Annotated in this window: 19 protein-coding genes; 12 read left to right on the forward strand and 7 right to left on the reverse strand. The window is 65.0% G+C overall.

Going from position 1 to position 19,340, the window contains the following annotated elements; genetic code table 11:
• Positions 1–129: 129 nt before the first annotated feature.
• From Q0743_RS18945 to Q0743_RS18975, 7 genes are all read left to right on the forward strand, one after another.
• Positions 130–741, forward strand: a complete 612-nt coding sequence (locus tag Q0743_RS18945) for a glutathione S-transferase family protein (RefSeq protein WP_298243026.1) — start codon at positions 130–132, stop codon at positions 739–741.
• 15 nt (positions 742–756) lie between these two features.
• A complete protein-coding gene (locus Q0743_RS18950; RefSeq protein WP_298243027.1) occupies positions 757–1,626 on the forward strand; it encodes an MBL fold metallo-hydrolase in 870 nt (289 codons plus the stop codon).
• A gap of 190 nt (positions 1,627–1,816) precedes the next feature.
• Positions 1,817–2,965 carry an alpha/beta hydrolase gene (locus tag Q0743_RS18955; protein WP_298243028.1) on the forward strand — a complete coding sequence of 383 codons (1,149 nt, stop codon included), beginning with the start codon at positions 1,817–1,819 and terminating at the stop codon, positions 2,963–2,965.
• A 65-nt stretch (positions 2,966–3,030) separates the two neighbouring features.
• A complete protein-coding gene (gene mbfA, locus Q0743_RS18960; RefSeq protein ID WP_142250156.1) occupies positions 3,031–4,002 on the forward strand; it encodes an iron exporter MbfA in 972 nt (323 codons plus the stop codon).
• Positions 4,003–4,020: 18 nt separating this feature from the next.
• Entirely contained in the window at positions 4,021–4,551 is a 531-nt protein-coding gene (locus tag Q0743_RS18965) for a cytochrome b (protein WP_298243029.1), read from the forward strand.
• Positions 4,552–4,642: 91 nt separating this feature from the next.
• Entirely contained in the window at positions 4,643–6,115 is a 1,473-nt protein-coding gene (locus tag Q0743_RS18970) for an amidase (protein WP_298243030.1), read from the forward strand.
• Positions 6,116–6,156: 41 nt separating this feature from the next.
• Positions 6,157–6,510, forward strand: a complete 354-nt coding sequence (locus tag Q0743_RS18975; protein WP_298243031.1) for a nuclear transport factor 2 family protein — start codon at positions 6,157–6,159, stop codon at positions 6,508–6,510.
• A gap of 142 nt (positions 6,511–6,652) precedes the next feature.
• Here the strand turns inward: Q0743_RS18975 and Q0743_RS18980 are convergent, their stop codons facing one another.
• Complete coding sequence (locus tag Q0743_RS18980) at positions 6,653–7,741, reverse strand: Zn-dependent alcohol dehydrogenase (RefSeq protein ID WP_097662194.1); 1,089 nt, start codon at positions 7,739–7,741, stop codon at positions 6,653–6,655.
• A 44-nt stretch (positions 7,742–7,785) separates the two neighbouring features.
• Complete coding sequence (locus Q0743_RS18985) at positions 7,786–9,570, reverse strand: acyl-CoA dehydrogenase family protein (protein WP_298243032.1); 1,785 nt, start codon at positions 9,568–9,570, stop codon at positions 7,786–7,788.
• Between the two features lie 244 nt (positions 9,571–9,814).
• Between Q0743_RS18985 and Q0743_RS18990 the strand changes: the two genes are divergently transcribed.
• Together Q0743_RS18990 and Q0743_RS18995 are read left to right on the forward strand one after the other, a co-directional pair.
• Entirely contained in the window at positions 9,815–10,516 is a 702-nt protein-coding gene (locus Q0743_RS18990; protein WP_298243033.1) for an SDR family oxidoreductase, read from the forward strand.
• Between the two features lie 114 nt (positions 10,517–10,630).
• Positions 10,631–11,461: an enoyl-CoA hydratase gene (locus tag Q0743_RS18995; RefSeq protein ID WP_298243034.1), complete on the forward strand. Its 831-nt coding sequence runs from the start codon at positions 10,631–10,633 to the stop codon at positions 11,459–11,461.
• Positions 11,462–11,685: 224 nt separating this feature from the next.
• On the opposite strand, the gene Q0743_RS19000 is transcribed toward Q0743_RS18995, so the two are convergent.
• Positions 11,686–12,309, reverse strand: a complete 624-nt coding sequence (locus Q0743_RS19000; protein WP_298243035.1) for a GNAT family N-acetyltransferase — start codon at positions 12,307–12,309, stop codon at positions 11,686–11,688.
• Positions 12,310–12,378: 69 nt separating this feature from the next.
• Positions 12,379–12,582, reverse strand: coding sequence for a DUF1127 domain-containing protein (locus tag Q0743_RS19005; protein ID WP_298243036.1), 204 nt, complete (start codon positions 12,580–12,582; stop codon positions 12,379–12,381).
• Between the two features lie 110 nt (positions 12,583–12,692).
• Here Q0743_RS19005 and Q0743_RS19010 point away from each other — a divergent pair, with 110 nt between their 5' ends.
• Both Q0743_RS19010 and Q0743_RS19015 read left to right on the forward strand, forming a co-directional pair.
• Positions 12,693–13,592 carry a transcriptional regulator GcvA gene (locus Q0743_RS19010; RefSeq protein WP_298243037.1) on the forward strand — a complete coding sequence of 300 codons (900 nt, stop codon included), beginning with the start codon at positions 12,693–12,695 and terminating at the stop codon, positions 13,590–13,592.
• Positions 13,593–13,733: 141 nt separating this feature from the next.
• On the forward strand, positions 13,734–15,065 hold the full coding sequence (locus Q0743_RS19015; RefSeq protein ID WP_298243038.1) for an MFS transporter: 1,332 nt from the start codon (positions 13,734–13,736) through the stop codon (positions 15,063–15,065).
• A 212-nt stretch (positions 15,066–15,277) separates the two neighbouring features.
• Here Q0743_RS19015 and Q0743_RS19020 read toward each other — a convergent pair whose 3' ends face one another.
• The 3 genes from Q0743_RS19020 to trxB form a co-directional block, all read right to left on the reverse strand.
• Positions 15,278–16,186 carry a 4-hydroxy-tetrahydrodipicolinate synthase gene (locus Q0743_RS19020; RefSeq protein ID WP_298243039.1) on the reverse strand — a complete coding sequence of 303 codons (909 nt, stop codon included), beginning with the start codon at positions 16,184–16,186 and terminating at the stop codon, positions 15,278–15,280.
• Positions 16,187–16,646: 460 nt separating this feature from the next.
• Positions 16,647–17,570, reverse strand: coding sequence for a LysR family transcriptional regulator (locus Q0743_RS19025; protein ID WP_026201990.1), 924 nt, complete (start codon positions 17,568–17,570; stop codon positions 16,647–16,649).
• A gap of 5 nt (positions 17,571–17,575) precedes the next feature.
• On the reverse strand, positions 17,576–18,541 hold the full coding sequence (trxB, locus tag Q0743_RS19030; protein ID WP_298243040.1) for a thioredoxin-disulfide reductase: 966 nt from the start codon (positions 18,539–18,541) through the stop codon (positions 17,576–17,578).
• A 266-nt stretch (positions 18,542–18,807) separates the two neighbouring features.
• On the opposite strand from trxB, the gene Q0743_RS19035 reads away from it, so the two are divergent.
• Complete coding sequence (locus Q0743_RS19035) at positions 18,808–19,287, forward strand: Lrp/AsnC family transcriptional regulator (RefSeq protein ID WP_027547667.1); 480 nt, start codon at positions 18,808–18,810, stop codon at positions 19,285–19,287.
• The last annotated feature ends 53 nt before the right edge of the window (positions 19,288–19,340 follow it).

Consider the following 19,340-nt stretch of genomic DNA (forward strand, 5'->3'; position numbering starts at 1 on the left):
TCGCTCAAGATGACCCGGGCATCCACGTCTCACACTCTTGCCGCGCAGCGGCGCGTGGATGGCCGGGTCAGGCCCGGCCATGACGGAGGAGACACCGTTCGCACAAGTTCGATTGCAGGGATGCCCTCCATGAAACTCTCCTTCTCCCAAGCCTCGCCCTTCGCCCGCAAGGTGCGCATCGCCGCGATCGAGCTTGGGCTGATCGACAAGATCGAGTTCACGCCCGCGACCGTCGCACCGGGAACGGTCAACGAGGACTATTCGAAGATCACGCCACTGAAGAAGCTGCCGGTGCTCATCACCAATGACGGTGACGTCATTCTCGATTCCTACGTCATCGTCGAATATCTCAACGAGATGGCCGGCGGCAGCCTGATCCCGGATTACGGCCCGCGGCGCTGGAAGGCCAAGACCAATCACTCCCTGATCAACGGCATGCTCGATTCCATGCTGCTGTGCCGCTACGAAAAGATGGTGCGGCCGCAGGGCCTGCAATGGCAGGCTTGGTCCGACGACCACTGGAACAGGGCCTGGACCGGCATGGCGCGCTTCGAGAACATGCCCGAGGTGCTGAACGGCCCGTTCGACATCTCGCAGATCGGCCTCGTTTGCGTGCTCGGCTATGCCGATTTCCGCTTCGCCGATTGCGGCTGGCGCAAGGCCTATCCCAAGCTCGACGCCTTCCACCAGAAGATGCTGGAGCGGCCCTCCGTGAAGATCTCGGTGCCGCCGGCCGCATAACAAAGCGGAGTTCTCATGAGCCTGAAATTCTCGGTCGGCGACCTCACCATCCACCGCATCATCGAGCAGGAGACCTCGTTCGTCCCGGCACTGGAGATGCTGCCGGGATTGACGGGCGAGGTGCTGGCCGAGAACCGGGCGTGGATGCGGCAGGCACGTGCGCTGGACGAGCAGGATGTGCTGCTGCTCTGCTTCCAGTCCTATGTGGTGAAGACGCCGCACCACACCATCCTGGTCGATAGCTGCATCGGCAACGACAAGCCGCGCCCCAATCGGCCGAAATGGAACATGAAGACCGACGACACCTATTTGCGTGCTCTGGGTGCCGCCGGTTTTTCGCCTGGCGATATCGACTTCGTGATGTGCACGCATCTGCATGTCGACCACGTCGGCTGGAATACCCGGCTGGACAACGGCCGCTGGGTGCCGACCTTCCCGAGGGCGCGCTACGTCTTCGCCAAGCAGGAATACGACCACTGGTTCGAACAGAACGCGAAGACGGAGATCCCGCCTTTCGCCGACAGCGTGCTGCCGGTGGTCGAGGCGAAACGTCACGAGCTGGTCGGCAACGACCATCAGATCGGCGATCACGTCCGCATCCTGCCGACGCCCGGTCACACGCCCGGCCATATCGCCATCACCATGGGCCGCGGCAAGGATGATGCCGTGTTCTCCGGCGATCTCATGCACTCCCCGCTGCAGACGCTCTATCCGGAGCTGTCGATCAAGTTCGACGTCGATCCGGCCAAGGCGGCGACGACGCGCCGCAGCTTTCTGGAACGCTATTGCGACACCGACACGCTGTGCTGCACGGCGCATTTCCCGTCACCGTCGGTCGGCAAGATCAAGCGCAAGGGCAATGCGTTCGTGTGCGCGGCTGTGTAAAATGGCCGAGCTCGCACGGCAAACTCCCATCCTCCCCTGGAAGGGGAGGATCGGTTCGCATGCAGCGGGGTGACGGTCTCTCCGCTTCGTAAACTGCCCGTGCTGAGGGATCACCCCACCCCGCTCGCGCTTCGCGCGATCGACCCTCCCCCTCCAGGGGAGGGTAAGAGAAGCTCAAGTGGAGAGCACGATGACGACCCTCCCCGACATCCCTCTCCCCGCCGGCATCCGCTCGCGTTACGTCGACGGCGTCAACGGCTTGCGCATGCATGTGCTCGAGGCCGGCTTCGAGACCAAGGGCCGCCCCTGCATCCTGCTGCTGCACGGCTTTCCGGAGCTCGCCTTCTCCTGGCGCAAGGTGATGCCGACATTCGCCGACGCCGGCTATCACGTGATTGCGCCGGACCAGCGCGGCTATGGCCGCACCACGGGATGGACCGCGGATTATGACGGCGACCTCGCCCCGTTCTCGCTCCTCAATCTGGTGCGTGATGCGCTCGCCCTGGTGTCGGCTTTCGGCTACAGGCAAGTCGATGTCGTCGGACATGATTTCGGCAGTCCGGTCGCGGCCTGGTGTGCGCTGATCCGGCCCGACGTGTTTCGCTCGGTGACGATGATGAGCGCGCCGTTCGGCGGAGCGCCTCAACTGCCGTTCAACACGGTTGATGCTCCCGCAAGGCCTCCGATCGAAGACCCCGTTCATCGCGAGCTCGCCGCGCTGCCGCGTCCGCGCAAGCACTATCAATGGTACTATTCGACACGTCCGGCCAACGCCGACATGCAGCACGCGCCGCAGGGCGTTCACGATTTCCTGCGCGCCTATTATCATCACAAGAGCGCGGACTGGGCCGACAACAAGCCGTATCCACTCAAATCATGGTCCGCGGGCGAGTTGGCAAAGCTGCCGACCTACTACGTGATGGACGCCGGCGAGACCATGGCGGAGACCGTCGCCAAGGAGATGCCATCGTCTACCGCGATTGCCGCCAATCAATGGTTGCCTGACGGCGAGCTTGCCTATTACGCCGCCGAATATGGCCGCACCGGATTTCAGGGCGGGCTGCAATGGTACCGCTACGGCACGTCGGGCGCTCTCAACAGCGAGATGCAGCTGTTTTCCGGCCGCAGCATCGACGTGCCCTCCTGCTTCATCTCGGGCCAGCATGATTGGGGCACCCATCAGCGTCCCGGCGTGTTCGAAGCGATGCAGGGACGCGGCTGCACGAAGATGCTCGGCTGCCATCTGGTCGACGGCGCCGGCCATTGGGTGCAGCAGGAGCAACCGGCCGAGGTCAGCCGATTGGTGCTGGACTTCCTCGCCGCGGCCCGCGCCGCCTGATTTGACCCGGGAACCACGGCGCCTTATATGATTTAGAATAGTTCTAAACTTAATTCAGGGCCGTCGTGAAGAATTTTGCCGATCTGACCGAGCGCGAGGTGCTTGCAGTTGCGATTTCCTCGGAGGAGGAGGACAGCCGCATCTACATGACCTTCGCCGAGGACTTGAAGGAGCGCTATCCGGACTCGGCCAAGCTGTTCGAGCAGATGGCCGAGGAGGAGCGCGGCCACCGGCACATGTTACTGGAATTATACGAGCAGCGCTTCGGCCCGCATCTGCCGCCGATCCGGCGCGAGGACGTCAAGGGATTCCTGCGGCGCCGTCCGGTCTGGCTCACCAAGAACCTGTCGCTCGATGCCATCCGCAGGGAAGTCGAGACCATGGAGATGCAGGCGGAGCGCTTCTACGTGAAGGCCGCCGAACAGGCCCAGGACGTCGGCGTGCGCCGCCTGCTCGGCGATCTCGCCGAAGCCGAGAAAGGTCACGAGGAGACCGCTGCAAAGCTGACGGGCGAGATCCTGAGTTCCGACGTCCGCGCCGAGGAGGATCGCACCAACCGCCGCATGTTCGTGCTGCAATATGTGCAGCCCGGCCTCGCCGGCCTGATGGACGGCTCGGTCTCGACGCTGGCGCCGCTGTTCGCGGCCGCCTTCGCCACCCACCAGAACTGGCAGACGTTCCTGGTCGGTCTCGCCGCCTCGATCGGCGCCGGCATCAGCATGGGCTTTGCGGAAGCGCTGTCCGACGACGGCTCGCTGACCGGGCGCGGCTCGCCCTGGCTGCGCGGCGTCACCTGCGGCGCGATGACGACGCTCGGCGGGCTCGGCCACACCGCGCCCTATCTCGTGCCGGACAGCTGGGCCAACGCGTTCTGGATCGCAACGGCGATCGCCTGCGTCGTCGTGTTCTTCGAATTGTGGGCGATCGCCTTCATCCGCTCGCGCTACATGGACACGCCGTTCCTCCAGGCGGTGTTCCAGATCGTGCTCGGCGGCGCGATCGTGCTCGCCGTGGGGATATTGATCGGGGCCGCGTAGGCCGCGCGAGAGGTACCCATGACGGCCCAATTGCAATACGGCAGACCCGCCAAGATCTTCCATTGGCTGATTGTGGCACTGCTTGCCGTGCAATATCCGATCGGCTGGTTGATGCCTGATATTCATCGCGGCATGACGCCAGGCGCCGGGATGATCTTCCACATCTCGATCGGGATCGTCATCCTCGCTCTGACCGCTCTTCGCTTCGTCTGGCGCCTCACCCATCCCGTCGCGCCCGAGAGCTCGCTCCCGACCTGGCAGCGGTTGAGCTCGGAAGCCGTGCATTGGCTGCTTTATGTTTTGGTGCTTGCAACGACGGTTTCGGGCTGGTTTTTCGCCTCGTTCCGGGGATGGTCCGTCTCGTTCTTCTACCTCGTCCCGTTGCCGATGCTGGCGGGCGACAATGCGGCCGCCGGCCGCGCAATGGACGGCCTGCACCAGGCGATGGAATGGGCACTGCTGATCGCTGTCATGCTGCATATCGCCGCCGCACTCGCTCACATCTTCATCTACCGCGACCGTGTGATGCAGCGGATGCTGCCTCGTTAGCATTCCGACAGATCAACCACGATCAAACAACCGTTGCGGCCTTCGGCCAAACTGCGCATCATCGCCTGACAAAAAGAACAGGAGAAGCGCCGTGGCCAAATCGCAATGGAGTTTCAAGAGCGCCGTCGAGCTGTCGGCCGCGCTGAGCACGAAGAAGGTCTCGTCGGTCGAGCTCACCAGGGACGCGATCGACCGCATCGAGCGGCACGACGGCAAGATCAACGCGATCTGCGTGCGGGATTTCGACCGCGCCCTCGGCGCCGCGCACGAAGCGGACGCCGCCCTGGCGCGCGGCGAGCGCAAGCCGCTGCTCGGCCTGCCCGTCACGGTGAAGGAATCCTACAACGTAGCCGGCCTGCCGACGACCTGGGGCTGGCCGCCGCAGAAGGATTTCAGGCCGGCGGAGGATGCGCTCTCGATCAGCCGGGTCAAGAATGCCGGCGGCGTCATTCTCGGCAAGACCAACGTTCCCGTCGGCTTAGGTGATTGGCAAAGCTACAACGACATCTACGGCACGACGAACAATCCATTCGATCTCGGCCGCACGCCCGGCGGCTCTTCAGGCGGCTCGTCGGCCGCGCTTGCGGCCGGCTATGGGCCGCTGTCGCTCGGCTCCGACATTGGCGGCTCGCTGCGCGTGCCGGCCTTCCATTGCGGGGTCTATGCGCACAAGCCGACCTACAATCTCTGCCCGACGCGCGGCCATACGCCGCCGCCATTCCCCGCGATCCCGATGGAGCGCGACATGGCGGTGATCGGCCCCATGGCGCGGAGTGCCGCCGATCTGACGCTGCTGCTCGACGTGATGGCCGGCCCCGATCCGCTCGACCTCGGCGTCGGGTACAAGCTTGCACTGCCGGAGGCGCGCCATGCCGGGCTGAAGGATTTCCGCCTACTGGTGATCGACAGCCATCCCCTGCTGCCCGCGAATGCCGAGATCCGCGGCGCGATCGAGAAGCTGGCCGGGCAGCTGACGCGCGCCGGTGCGAACGTCGCGCGCGAAAGCCCGCTGTTTCCGGACTTCCGGGAGGCCTCGCGGCTCTACATGCGCATGCTGATGGGCTTTCTCGGTGCCTTCTTTCCGCCGGATATCCTCGCCGGCGCACGTGCCGGGGCGGCGCAGCTCTCGCCCGAGGACAAGAGCCTTGCTGCCGAGCGGCTGCGCGGCATGACCTCCAGCCATCAGGCCTGGGTGTTCGACGAGGGCGCGCGCGCCGGCCTGCGCGCGCAATGGCGGCACCTGTTCAGGACGTTCGATGCGGTGATCTGCCCGATCATGCCGACCCCGGCCTACCCGCACGATCATTCGCCCGAGCAGGAGAAGCGCCGCATCAATATCGACGGCAAGGATCATGTCTATCCGGACCAGCTTGCCTGGCCCGGCATCGCCACGCTGACCGGCCTGCCGGCCACGGCGATCCCGCTCGGCCTGTCGAAGGACGGCCTGCCGGTCGGCATCCAGATCATCGGGCCGTTCCTCGAGGATCGCACGCCGCTCAAGCTCGGCGAGCTGATCGAACGCGAGTTCGGCGGGTTCGTGCCGCCGCCATTGTTCAACGACTAGCGCTTCCGTCTTTGCGCCCGGAGTGACTTGGAGGAAACACCATGAGCCAGGACCTCGAGCAGCTCACCGCGCTCAACCGCGACTACGTCGCCTCGGTGCAGAACTGCGACGTCAAGCGCTTCGACGAGATCCTCGCGCCGGAGTTCTATTGCTCCAATCCCGACAAGACACTGGTCGACCGCGCCGCCTTCCTGGAGCAGACGGCGCGGCCGATCGCGATCCGCAAGCTGCATGCGTATGACGTCATCATCCGCATCATGGGCGATTTCGCCATCATCCATGCCGCGACGAGCTACACCACTGCGGACGGACAGCAGGCGACCGGGCGATATACCGATTGCTGGGCGAAGAAGAACGGGACGTGGTTGGCGGTGTCCGCGCACGTGTCGCGGTGAGGTGAGTCATGGCGGCCGCGCGATCGTGAGGCAGTGAGGCGCGCACGTTGCTATCCACCCTCCGCTGTCATGCCCCGGCCAAGCCAGGCGATGACACCTGTTTTGGAGCGGCAATGACGTCCGCAAGCACCGACGCCAGCGCTCAGCTGTCGAACACGATCACGCTGCGCAGCGTCTTGCCGGCTTTCATGTTGGCAAAGCCCTCGTTGATCTCCGAGAGCTTCAGCTTGGCCGAGATCCAGTCCTCAAGATGCAGCCGGCCCCGCAGGTAGAAATCGACGAGGCGCGGCATGTCGACGCGAAAATGGTTCGAGCCCATCGAGGAGCCTTGGATCCGGCGCTCGCGGAGGAAGTCGAAGCCGTGCAGCTCGATCTTCTGGCCGAACGGGATCATGCCGACGATGGTGGCGGTGCCGCCGGAGGCGAGCATGCCGAAGGCCTGCTCGGCGGTCTCCTTGCGGCCGAGCACCTCGAAGGAATGATGCACGCCGCCATTGGTGAGATCGCGCACCTGCTTCACGACGTCGCCATCGGCGGGATTGATGATGTCGGTGGCGCCTAGCTTGGTGGCGAGCTGGAGCTTTGCCGGATTGGTGTCGATGGCGATGATGCGCCCGGCGCCGGCAATCTGCGCGCCGTTGATCGCGGCCATGCCGACGCCGCCGCAGCCGATCACGGCGACGGTTTCGCCCGCTGTCACCTTTGCCGTGTTCACCACCGCGCCATAACCGGTGATGACGCCGCAGCCGATCAGCGCGGCGAGGTCGAGCGGCATCTCTTTCCGGATTTTGACGATGGCGTTCTCGTGCACCAGCATCTGCTCGGCGAAGGAGGACAGGTTGAGGAACTGGTGCAGCTTCTCCTGCCTGTTCCACTGCATCCGGTTCGACGCGCCCGGCAGCAGCTTCACCGTGGTGTCGGTGCAGAGCACCGTGCGGCCGGTGGTGCAATTGTCGCAAGTGCCGCAAAACACGGACAGGCAGGTGACGACGTGATCGCCCGGCTTCACATAGGTGACGTCGGAGCCGACCTGCTCGACGACACCAGCGGATTCATGCCCAAGCACCGCAGGCAACGGATGCGGGTAGAGGCCTTCCATGAAGTGCAGGTCCGAGTGGCAGAGGCCGGCGACCGAGGTGCGGATCAGCACCTCGCGCGGGCCGGGCTTCGGCAGGCTGACATCCTCGATGACCAGGGGCTTGTTGACTTCATAGAGGACGGCGGCCTTCATCGAGCACTCCCTATCGCGTTTCTTGGTTCAGCGTGGCGCGCAGCCTACGCTGCCAGAACCAGTTCGCCAACCTCGCTCATGCCGGCGTCGCGATCCCCCAGCAGCAGCGCGGCGATCCTGGCCTGCGTCGCATTTTCCGTCAGCCGGAACGGATCGCTCGGCAACACCCGATGATCGATCACGAGCCGCGACAACAGCAGCCGGCGGGCATCGCCGCGCCTGTCGTGGATGCGCTGCGCCTCCCAGGCCAGCGCGACCGCGCTGGCGACATGATAGAGCAGGCTGGTGGCGCGGCGCGCATCGGCTTCGTTCTCGGACTTGCCCGCGACCTCGCGCGCAAAGCCGACGGCGCGATCGACGAGGCCGCGCAAATGGTCGCGCCAGGCCTGCGGTACCGAGGCACTGTCGTCGAGCCGCGCGTGAAGATCCGCGGCCAGCGCGGATTCCGCGCCATGGCGCCCGACCGCGCGCCGCAGCGCATCGATGGCGACGATGTTGCCGGTGCCCTCCCAGACCGAGCCGAGATGCGCATCGCGCAGCAGGCGCGGCGTGGCGAATTCCTCGATATAGCCGATGCCGCCACGCATCTCGAGCGCATCGCCGCAGACCTTGCGCGCATCGCGCGTGGCGCGGAATTTCAGGGTCGGCGTGAGGATGCGCAACAACGCCGCGGCATCCTGGCTGCCGGCTTCGGCGCGGTCGAGTGCATCCGCAGTGAGGAAGCTCATCGACAGCGCTTGCTCGACCGGCAGCATGATCTTCAGCATCTGGCGGCGGCCGAGCGGTAGGTCGATGATGCGACTGCCGAACACCACGCGGTTCTTCGCAACCGTCATGGCGTCATGATAGGCGCGGCGCATCAACGCGGTGGATTTGACGCCGTTGGAGAGCCGCGACGAGTTCACCATCTCGGCCATCTGCACGAAGCCGCGGTCGAGCTTGCCGACGGCATAGGCGATGGCGCCTTCCAGCTTGATTTCGCCCGAGGCCATCGAGCGGGTGCCGAGCTTGTCCTTCAAGCGCACGATCCGGTAGTGGTTCTGCGAACCGTCGTCGAGGAAGCGCGGCATCAGGAACAAGCCGACGCCGCGCGTGCCGGGGCCGGCGCCTTCGGGGCGCGCCAGCAGCATCACCACCTTGGCGTCGGCGTTCGAGCAGAACCATTTTTCGCCATAGAGGCGCCAATGGTCGCCCTCCTGCACGGCGCGCGTGGTGAGCGTGCCGACATCGGAGCCGCCTTCCTTCTCGGTCATGAACTGGCCGCCTTGCGTCAGCTTGCTCATGTCGGTCGAGGTCAGGCCGTCGAGATATCTGGCCTTCAGCGCCTCGCTGCCGAAATTTGCCAGCAGCTTGGCGCAGCCGTCGGTGACGTTGATCGGGCAGCCCATGCCGAATTCGGTCTGGTTGAACAGGAAGGTGAAAGCGTGCTTGGCGGCTACGGGATATTTGTCCGGCCAGCCCATGATGCCCTTGCGAATCGACTGCGCGTGGATGCCGAACTCGCCGAACGCGGCATTCTCCAGCTCGCGATAGGCGGGATGATATTCGATCGACTGCATGTCGCGGCCGAACTTGTCGCGCTGATGCAGCACCGGCGTGTGCCGGTCGGCGAGGCGCGCGCATTCGTCGAGGCGGCCGCCGGCGAGCTCGCCGAGCCGATCGAGTTGCGGCTCGATGTGACGAAACAGCGGCTCCGGCAAATGGATTTTCAGGAGATCGGTGAGCGCAGGATCGGCGCGGTAGAAGTTCATGCCTGACGTGTCGGGCGCCAGCAGGCCGGATGGCTCGGCCGCGGCGTGGTTCGGCTGTGCTGATACCGGCTTACGCATGATCGTCCTCTATCGTTTCCGCCTTGCGGACATTTTGCGCTGATTTGGCGCTTGCCGCTTGAGATGATGTCGATCATGCTCCAGTCGCAAAGAGCGATAAAGTCGCAAATTGTCAGGGAGGCATGATCGCCGCGACGGAGCAATTCGCTCTGCGGAATTATGATCCGTCCCGGCTGGTTGTTCGGGTCAACCATGCATAGATCAGCGGCTCCCCGTCCCAAGAGATCACGCCAGAGATCACACCATGGAACATCCAAAGTACAAGATCGCCCTCATCGTCGGTGCCGGCGAAGGTCTGAGTGCCTCATTGGCGCGATTGCTTGCCGCGCAAGGCATTCGCGTCGCGCTGGCCGCGCGCAAGATCGAGAAGCTCGGCGCGCTCTGTAGCGAGACCGGCGCGAAAGCCTATGCCTGCAACGCCACCGATCCCGACGAGGTCGAGCGACTGTTCGGCCTCGTCGAGCGCGAGATCGGCACGCCCGACTTCGTGGTCTACAACGCCAGCGGCCGCACGCGCGGGCCATTCGTCGACCAGGTTCCGGCCGATGTCGCGCAGGCGATCGCCGTCAGCGCCTATGGCGGCTTCCTGGTGGCGCAGCAGGCCGCAAAACGCATGCTGCCGAACAAGCAAGGCGCGATCCTGTTCACCGGCGCCTCCGCCAGCGTCAAGGGCTATGCGCAATCGGCCTCCTTCGCGATGGGCAAATTTGCGCTGCGCGGCCTCGCCCAGAGCCTGGCGCGCGAATTGTCGCCACAGGGCATCCACATCGCGCATTTCGTGATCGACGGCGGCATCCGCAGCGCCGCACGCACCGAGCCCGATGACAAGCCGGACTCGATGCTCGATCCCGATGCGATCGCGCAGAGCTATTGGAACGTGCTGCAGCAGCCGCGCAGCGCATGGAGCTGGGAGCTCGAGCTGCGGCCCTGGGTGGAGAAGTTTTGAACGAGCTGCCGTAGGGTGGGCAAAGGCGCAAAGCGCCGTGCCCACGATCTCGAACTTAAGAACCAATGGTGGGCACGCTTCGCTTTGCCCACTCTACGAGAGCAGGGAGGAACAATGAGCAGCGAAACCACTGTCGATACCGGCACGAGCGAGCTCCTCTGTACGATCCGCGACCGCGTCGCAATCATCACGTTGAACCGGCCGGAGGCGCGCAATTCACTGTCGGACGCGCTGACGCCGGCGCTGCGCACCATGATCCGGAGCTGCGGCGAAGACCGCAATGTCGGCGCGCTCTTGATCACCGGAGCGGGCGAAGCGTTCTGCGCCGGCGGCAACGTGAAGGGCATGGGCGCGCACCGCGACCCGAAGAAGCTGGAGATGTCGCTGGAGGAGCGGATCGCCGATCTGCAGGAGCGGCAGCGGCTGCTGACGGGCGCGCTGGTGTCGGTGCGCAAGCCGACCATCGCCGCCCTGCCCGGCCCTGCGGTCGGCGCGGGACTCGCGATCGCCATGGCCTGCGACATCCGCATCGCCGCGCAATCGGCCTTCGTCGCCACCGGCTACGCCCGCATCGCGCTGTCGGGCGATTACGGCATCGCCTGGCTGCTGACGCGCCTCGTCGGCACCGCACGGGCGCGCGAGCTGATGTTCACCGGCGACCGGGTCGATGCCGCCCGCGCCGAAGCCATCGGCCTCGTCAACCGCGTCGTGCCCGACGACAAATTGCAGGCTGAAGCCTTCGCGCTGGCAAAATCGCTCGCCGAAGGCCCGCGCCTCGCGCTGCGCTACATGAAGGACAATCTCGACGAGGCCGTGCTGTTCGACTTCGAGACGGCGCGCGACCACGAAGCCGAGCGACTGGTGCGCCTGACCACGACCGCCGATCACAAGGAAGCGGTGCAGGCGTTCATCGAGAAGCGCAAGGCGGTCTTCACGAGGAAGTAGCGTCATTCGAAATCGATGACCGTCACCCTGAGGTGGCCGCTTCTTCAGCGGCCCTCGAAGGGCGACAGCCCGGCTGCTGCTGCGGAAACTGCACGGAAGCAGCGGGGCCGTTCATCCTTCGAGGCTCGTTCTGCGGGAGGCCGCAGAGCGAGCACCTCAGGATGACGGATCGGAACCCAAGAAATCGCCCGGCGCTGGATGACCAGGCCGGGCTTGCAGTGGTGTCAGGCCGAGGCTGAGGGGCTTTCGGCCTGACGGGAAAGCGCGGCGAGGCGCCAGCTGGCGCAGGGGATGTCTTTCGGCGCGACCGCGATCTCCTTGTCGAAGCGCACCAGCTTCCAGTCGTCGGGATGATTGACGAAGCTGAAGCCGGATTTGCGCGCGAGCGAGACCATGGTCTCGTTGGAGCGCAGCGTGTCGCCGAACATGTGCTCGGCGCCGAGCGCTGCGGCGCGGCATTCGAGATTCTTCATCAAAGCTGTCGCGATGCCGTGGCCCTGCCAGCGGTCGTCGACCGACAGACCGAACTCGAGCGTCGCGGTTTCGGCCTGCAGCGCGTAGCGCGCTTCGGCAACGATGGTCTCGAAGCCGTCGACCATTATGGTCGCGACGACCGTGAACCGGTCGCGCTCGCCGATCTCGAGGAAGTCGTGCAGCAGCCCCTTCGGCAATTCACTGATGGCGCCGAAGAAGCGGTTATAGCGGGAGCGGGTCGAGAGCGAACGGAAATAGTGCTGGAGCTCGTCCGTGTCGCGCGGCTCGACGAAGCGGACGTTGAGCGCCGCGCCGTCGCGGGTGCGCAGCGTGTCCGAATATTTCTTGAGGTCTTCGAGGCGGAGCGTGCTCATGACACGAACCCTTCAGAGAAAGGGACCGCCGGCGCCCCCGAGATCAGGCGGCGCCGGCCTGGCGGCCAATCAGGCCCGCCAGAAGGGTTTGTCGGCCTCACAGGCGATATCGCTCCAGGACAGTCCGACGTCCTGAAGGTCGCGGTTGGTCCAGCTGGTGAGCTCGCGCCTGGTCCGGTAGCGCTCGTGCCAGACGTGAAGCGTCTCACTGACCTGCTGGATCAGGCCGGGCGCATGATGATTTGTCATCGAATTGTCGGTCAAAGTAGACATTTTCAGCTCCTGGAGCTAACTTGACCGCCAATATCGGCTTCCTATTGCACCGCGACAAACGACAATTTGTACCTTTTCGCATGAAATAACGTCATGTATCCTGCTGCCAAATGACTGCCAGATTGCCCTCCCTGAACGGATTGCGGGCGTTCGAGGCCGCCGCGCGCCATCTCAGCTTCACGCTGGCGGCGAGCGAGCTGAACGTGACGCAGACCGCGATCAGCCATCAGATCCGCCGGCTGGAGCAGGAGCTCGGCATCCGCCTGTTCATCCGGCAGAACCGCGCGCTGGCGCTGACGCCGGAGGCGCGCGACTACCTGCCGGGCGTTCGCGCCGCCTTCAACGATTTGCGCCTCGCCACCGACCGTCTGTTGCGCAAGGACGACGACAAGGTGCTGACGGTCTCGACGCTGGCTTCGCTCGCGGCGAAATGGCTGCTGCCGCGGCTGACCGATTTCCAGGAGCAGCATCCCGGCATCGACGTGCGCATCACCACCTCGACCAGCCTGGTCGATTTCCAGCGCGACAATGTCGATGCCGCGATCCGCTACGGCCGCGGGCAGTGGCCGGGCCTGCGCGCCGACTGGCTGATGGCGGACGAGCTGTTTCCGGTGTGCAGCCCGTCGCTGCTACGCGGCGACAAGGCGTTGCGGCGACCCGAAGACCTGCGAAACCACCCGCTGCTGCACACCTCCAACGCCAATAGCGACGACTGGCGGCTCTGGCTGACCGCGGCGGGACTGCCGGCCGATATCGCGCGGCAACCCGGCATCACCTTCGATATGATCTTCATGACCATCCAGGCCGCGATCGACGGCATTGGCGTCGCGATGGGGCGTACCTCCTACGTGCAGGACGACATCGCCAAGGGCCGGCTCGTGGTGCCCTTCAAGATCGCGCTGCCGGCGGACGCCGGCTTCTACCTGGTTGCGCCGGAGGGACGCCGCGAAGCCCAGAAGCTGACCGCGTTTCGCCAATGGATGATTGCTGCAACGCAAAATAAGCCCTGAAAAATCAACCGCATCCTCCGCAAAACGGATTGACTCGCCCCGCCTCGCGCGGGAAGGGGTAGGACAGATTGTCGCAGCCTGTCGCCCTGCCGTGAGACGAATTCCCGGTCCGGCCACGCCTTTCCAAAGGGGAGTAACGCCATGGCTGGAGCAGCCACCTCAACCAATCCGCCCGCCATCAAGTCGCGCATCGGCGCGATCCTGCGCGCCACGAGCGGCAATTTCCTCGAACAGTTCGACTTCTTCCTGTTCGGCTTCTATGCCGCCGCGATCGGCAAGGCGTTCTTCCCCTCGACCAACGAGACGGCGTCGCTGCTCAACACCTTCGGCGTGTTCTGGCTTGGCGCCCTGATGCGGCCGGTCGGTGCGATCGTGCTCGGGGCTTACATCGACCGCATCGGCCGCCGCCAGGGCCTGATCGTCACGCTCGGCATCATGGCCATCGGAACCGTCGTCATCGCCTTCTGCCCGAGCTATGCGACCATCGGCATCGCAGCGCCCGTCATCGTGCTGATCGGCCGCCTGCTGCAGGGCTTCTCCGCCGGCGTCGAGCTCGGCGGCGTGTCGGTGTATCTCGCGGAGATCTCGACGCCCGGCAATCGCGGCTTCTACACCTCGTTCCAGTCGTCGAGCCAGCAGGTCGCGATCTTCGTGGCGTCGATCCTCGGCTATCTCCTCTCCGAGGTGATGCCGGCCGACACCGTCGCCGCCTGGGGCTGGCGCATTCCCTTCTTCGTCGGCTGCCTGATCATTCCCTTGATCTTCGTCCTGCGACGGACGCTGGAGGAGACGCCGGCCTTCCTCGCCATGAAAAAGCATCCGACCGCGGGCGAAGTGTTCGCCTCCGCGCTCGCCAACTGGCGCATCGTGCTGCTCGGCATGATGATCGCGATCCTGACCACGACCACGTTCTACTTCGTCACGGTCTACACTCCGACCTTCGGCAAGACCGTGCTGAAGCTGTCGACGCAGGATGCGCTGCTGGTGACGCTGCTCGTCGCCATCACCAACTTCTTCTGGAATCCGGTCGGCGGCGCGCTGTCCGACCGCATCGGCCGCAAGCCGGTGCTGATCACCATCGCGTGTCTGTCGCTGGTGACGGCCTATCCGGCCTTGCACTGGCTGGTGGCGGCGCCGACCTTCGGCAAGCTGCTCGCGGTCGAGATGATGTTCTCGTTCTATTTCGGCGTCTACAGCGGCACCATGCTGGGCGCGTTGGTCGAGATCGTGCCGGCCCATGTGCGCACCACCTGCTTCTCGCTTGCGTTTGCGCTTGCCGCCGCCCTGTTCGGCACCTTCACGCCGTTCGCCTCGACCTGGTTGATCGAGCGCACCGGCGACAAGGCCTCGCCCGGCTTCTGGCTGATGTTCGCCGCCCTGCTCGGCATCATCGCAGCGTCGACGGTGTATCGCGGCGGCGGCAAGGCCGTGCCGACCTATGATGCGGTGCCGGAGCCGGTCGCGGGACATTGAATGTCGTTCCGGGCGCCCCTTCACCCTCCCCTGGAGGGGGAGGGTCGGTGCGCATGAAGCGAAGCGGAATGCGGACCGGGGTGGGGTGACGGTCTCTCCGCGTCGGACGCTGCCCGTGGGGAGAGATCACCCCACCCCGCTCGCGCTTCGCGCGATCGACCCTCCCCCTCCAGGCCCCCTCCAGGCCCCCTCCAGGGGAGGGTTAAGCGAAACTACGCCGCGACCTTCACCCGCCGCTCGACCTCGCGATCGATGGTGGCGGCAAGCTCGCTGCTCACTTCCACCATCGGCAGGCGGACTTCGGGACTGTCGATCAGGCCGCTGCGCCACAGCCAGTACTTTGCCGGCGCCGGGCTCGGCTCGGTGAACAACAGACGCGTCAGCTCGGCGACCTCGTTCCAGCGCGCCTCGGCCACATCATGATTGCCGCGCTTCATCTCGGCATAGACGGCTGCGAACGTTGCGGTCTCGACATGGGCCGACAGCACGATGCCGCCGTCGGCACCGTCGCTGAGGGCCTCGAAGAAGTTCGCGTCCTCGCCGGTGAGCACGCGGAAATTCCTCGGGCGGTCGCGCAGCAGCGCGATCGATTGCTCGCGGCTCGCGCCGCAATCCTTCAGGCCGACGATGTTTCTGTGCTCGGCCAGCCGCAGCATGGTCTGGTTGGTGATGTTGACCGAGGTGCGATAGGGGATGTTGTAGAGCGCCAGCGGCCAGGCGGCGTGATTGGCCAGCGTCTCGAAATGCGCCAGCAATCCGCGCTGCGAGGGCCGCACGTAATAGGGGCTCGCGATCAGGTAACCGTCGATCGGCCAGTCCGCGGTCTCGTCGAGGCGTTCCTTCAGCCGCGAGGTGTCGGCCCCCGACAGCCCGAGGCAGATCGGCTGGTTGCGCCAGCCCGCCGCCATCTCGTCGCGCACGATGGCGACGAGACGTTCGAGCTCGGCCTCGCGCAGCGTCATGCCTTCACCGGAGGTCGCCCCCAGGATGAAGCCGTCGATGCCCTGCGCGCTGTAGTGCCGCGTCAGCCGCCGCAGCGACCGCTCGTCGAGCGCGCCATCGCGGAATGGCGTCACCAGCGGCAGCCACAGCCCATGCAAATGATCTTCAAGTCCGGTCATGTTTCCATCTCCTTCTCGGGAAACCTGAGACGGAGGGCACATGAAAAAACCCCGTCCAGGCGGCGGGGTTTTCGGGATTTGCTTGCGATGACGAAGCTTGGCTAGCGCGCGCAAAAATCCGAGGCCCCGGGATGGGGGCCTTTTTTCGAGGCGATGGCCTTGAACGAGATTGCGCACGACTTCGTGATCATCTGCAAATGATGCGAGGTATGCGCGGAACTGTCAATACACGCGGAGGGCGAAGGCTGATTTGACAGAAAAAAAGCCGGGCCCAAAGAGCCCGGCTTAAGGTATTGGCCACGTGAGGCCGACACAATCACCTTCCAAGAGGGATTACTGAACTCCCGCGCCACTGGAGGAGGGGGACAAATGCGCAACGCGAAGGCTCAGCGTGCAAACAGTATGGGCTTGACGAGCGGCCTGCAGCAACAGCCGAGGCCGCATGTCAGTCATGCGGAAATCAGGACGGCCAGCGCTGCGCCTTGCTGACGACGAAGTCGCGGAACACCTGCACGCGCGCGACCGTCTTCAACTCCTCGGGATAGACGAAGTACGTGTCGAGCTGGATCGAATCCGACTCGCCGAACAGCTGCACGAGTTTGCTCTGTTCCTCGACGAGGTAGTCGGGCAGCGCGGCGATGCCGAGGCCCTGCTGACAGGCACGCACGAGACCGAGGATGTTGTTGACCCTGAAATAAGCCTCGCGCGGACCGGAGCCGTTGCGGCCGGCTTCGACCAGCCAGTTGCGGTTCTGCAGATGCGGCGCGAAGTTGCCGTCCGAGAGCGTGATGATGCGGTGGGAGTCGAGCTCCTCGAGCGTGCGCGGCGTGCCGAAGCGCTTGATGTATTCCGGCGAGCAATAGGCGTGGAAGCCCATCGCGAACAGCTTGCGCTGGATGAGATCCGGCTGCGTCGGCTTGCGGGTGCGGATCGCAACGTCCGCCTCGCGCATGGAGAGGTCGAGCTCCTCGTCGGTGACGATCAGCGAGATGCGGATCTCCGGATAGAGCGCGGTGAATTCGCCGAGGCGCGGGATCAGCCAGTTGATGCCGACGCCGGGCGTGGTGGTGATCTTGAGGTCGCCGCTCGGCCGCTCGCGGCTGTCGGTCAGTTTTGCGCGCGCCGCCTGCAGCTGCATGAAGACGTCATGCGCGGTGCGGAACAGGAGGTCGCCCTGCTCGGTGAGGATCAGGCCGCGGGCATGGCGGTGGAACAGCGAGACCGAGAGCTCCTGCTCCAGCGCCGAGACCTGGCGTGAGACCGCCGATTGCGACAGGCCGAGCTGCTCGCCCGCATGCGTGAAGCTGCCCGCTTCAGCCGCCGCGTGAAACACCTTCAGCTTATCCCAGTCCATATCCGTAAATCCGTCGCGTGTTCGAGGCATGATCGTTATTCCGCTGCCGCGCGCTCGCTGGCGCGCAGGGCCAAGAAACGTTCGGCCTCGAGCGCTGCCATGCAGCCCAGGCCTGCGGCCGTCACGGCCTGGCGATAGGTCTCGTCGGCGACGTCGCCGGCCGCGAACAGGCCGGGCACCGAGGTGGCGGTCGAGTTCGGGGCGACCTCGACATAGCCCGACGGTTTGAGCTTGATCTGGTCTTTCACCAGCTCGGTCGCCGGCGCGTGGCCGATGGCGATGAAGACGCCGTCGGTCTTCACGTCCGTCAGCGCACCGGTCTTGACGTTCTTCAGGCGCACATGGGTGACCTTGTTCGGGTTCTCGGTGCCGCAGATCTCGTCGACCGCGGAATCCCAGATCACTTTGATCTTCGGATGCTTGAACAGGCGCTCCTGCAGGATGCGCTCGGCGCGGAAGTGATCGCGGCGATGCACGATGGTGACCTGCGAGGCATGGTTGGTGAGGTAGAGCGCTTCCTCGACCGCGGTATTGCCGCCGCCGACCACCACGACCTCCTTGTTGCGGTAGAAGAAGCCGTCGCAGGTGGCGCAGGCCGAGACGCCGCCGCCCTGGAACTTGGCCTCCGACGGCAGCCCGAGCCAGCGCGCCTGCGCGCCGGTGGCGAGGATCACGGCGTCGGCGAGATAGACGTCGCCGCTGTCGCAGGTGAGGCGGAACGGCCGCTGCGAGGTATCGAGCTTGATGACGAGGTCGGTGACGATCCTGGTGCCGACATGGACCGCCTGCTTCTCCATCTGCTCCATCAGCCAGGGGCCCTGGATCACGTCGGCGAAGCCCGGATAGTTCTCGACATCGGTGGTGATGGTGAGCTGGCCGCCGGGCTGGATGCCTTGGATCAGGATCGGCTCCAGCATGGCCCGCGCGGCGTAGATCGCCGCCGTGTAGCCAGCGGGGCCGGAGCCAATAATGACGACCTTTGCATGAACAGGAGCGGACATTTCGATGGACGCCTTTCACGGGGGATCTGCAGCGCGGGCGCGGAACATGCCGGGAGGCGTCGCGGAGGCGCTGAAATATCAGAGCTAATCTAAGCCTTCTGGTGAGCTATGCAAGAATTGCATTGCCTGTCGGCGGATTTTTCCAACAGGGAACAAAAGTCGATTGCGCTGCACGCGCAATAAAATTGCGCTGACCGTGCGGACTGGGCTATGAGGATTGCGACAGACCCACCAATGCGGCCCCAAAGGCCAGGAGTTCCAATCACGTGTCGCGGAACCTAGACGAGATCGACCTGAAAATTCTCACCGAGATTCAGGCCGACGGTCGAATCACGAATGTCGAGCTGGCCAAGCGCGTCGGTATCTCGCCGCCGCCCTGCCTGCGCCGTGTCCGGGCGCTGGAGGAGGAGGGCTACATTCATGGCTATCGCGGCCTCCTGGACGCTCGCAAGCTCGGCTTCGACGTCACCGTGTTCGCCGCCGTGCACCTGTCCAGCCAGGCCGAGGCGGATTTGCGCGCCTTCGAGGAGTTCGTCCGCGCCGAGCCCCTGGTGCGCGAATGCTGGATGTTGTCGGGCGAGGTCGATTTCATCCTCAAATGCGTCGCGCCCGACATGGCGACCTTCCAGGATTTCGTCACGCATCTGACGGCGGCACCTCACGTGCGCAACGTGCGGACCTCGCTCGTGCTGCATAACTCGAAATACGAGGCGGCGGTGCCGCTGGACGTGAAGGGGCGGCGGTAACTCAACGAAGCGCCGTATCAGTCCCGTCATCCTGAGGTGCGAGGCATGGGACG

The organism is uncultured Bradyrhizobium sp. (assembly GCF_936943645.1).
Classification (GTDB): Bacteria; Pseudomonadota; Alphaproteobacteria; order Rhizobiales; family Xanthobacteraceae; genus Bradyrhizobium.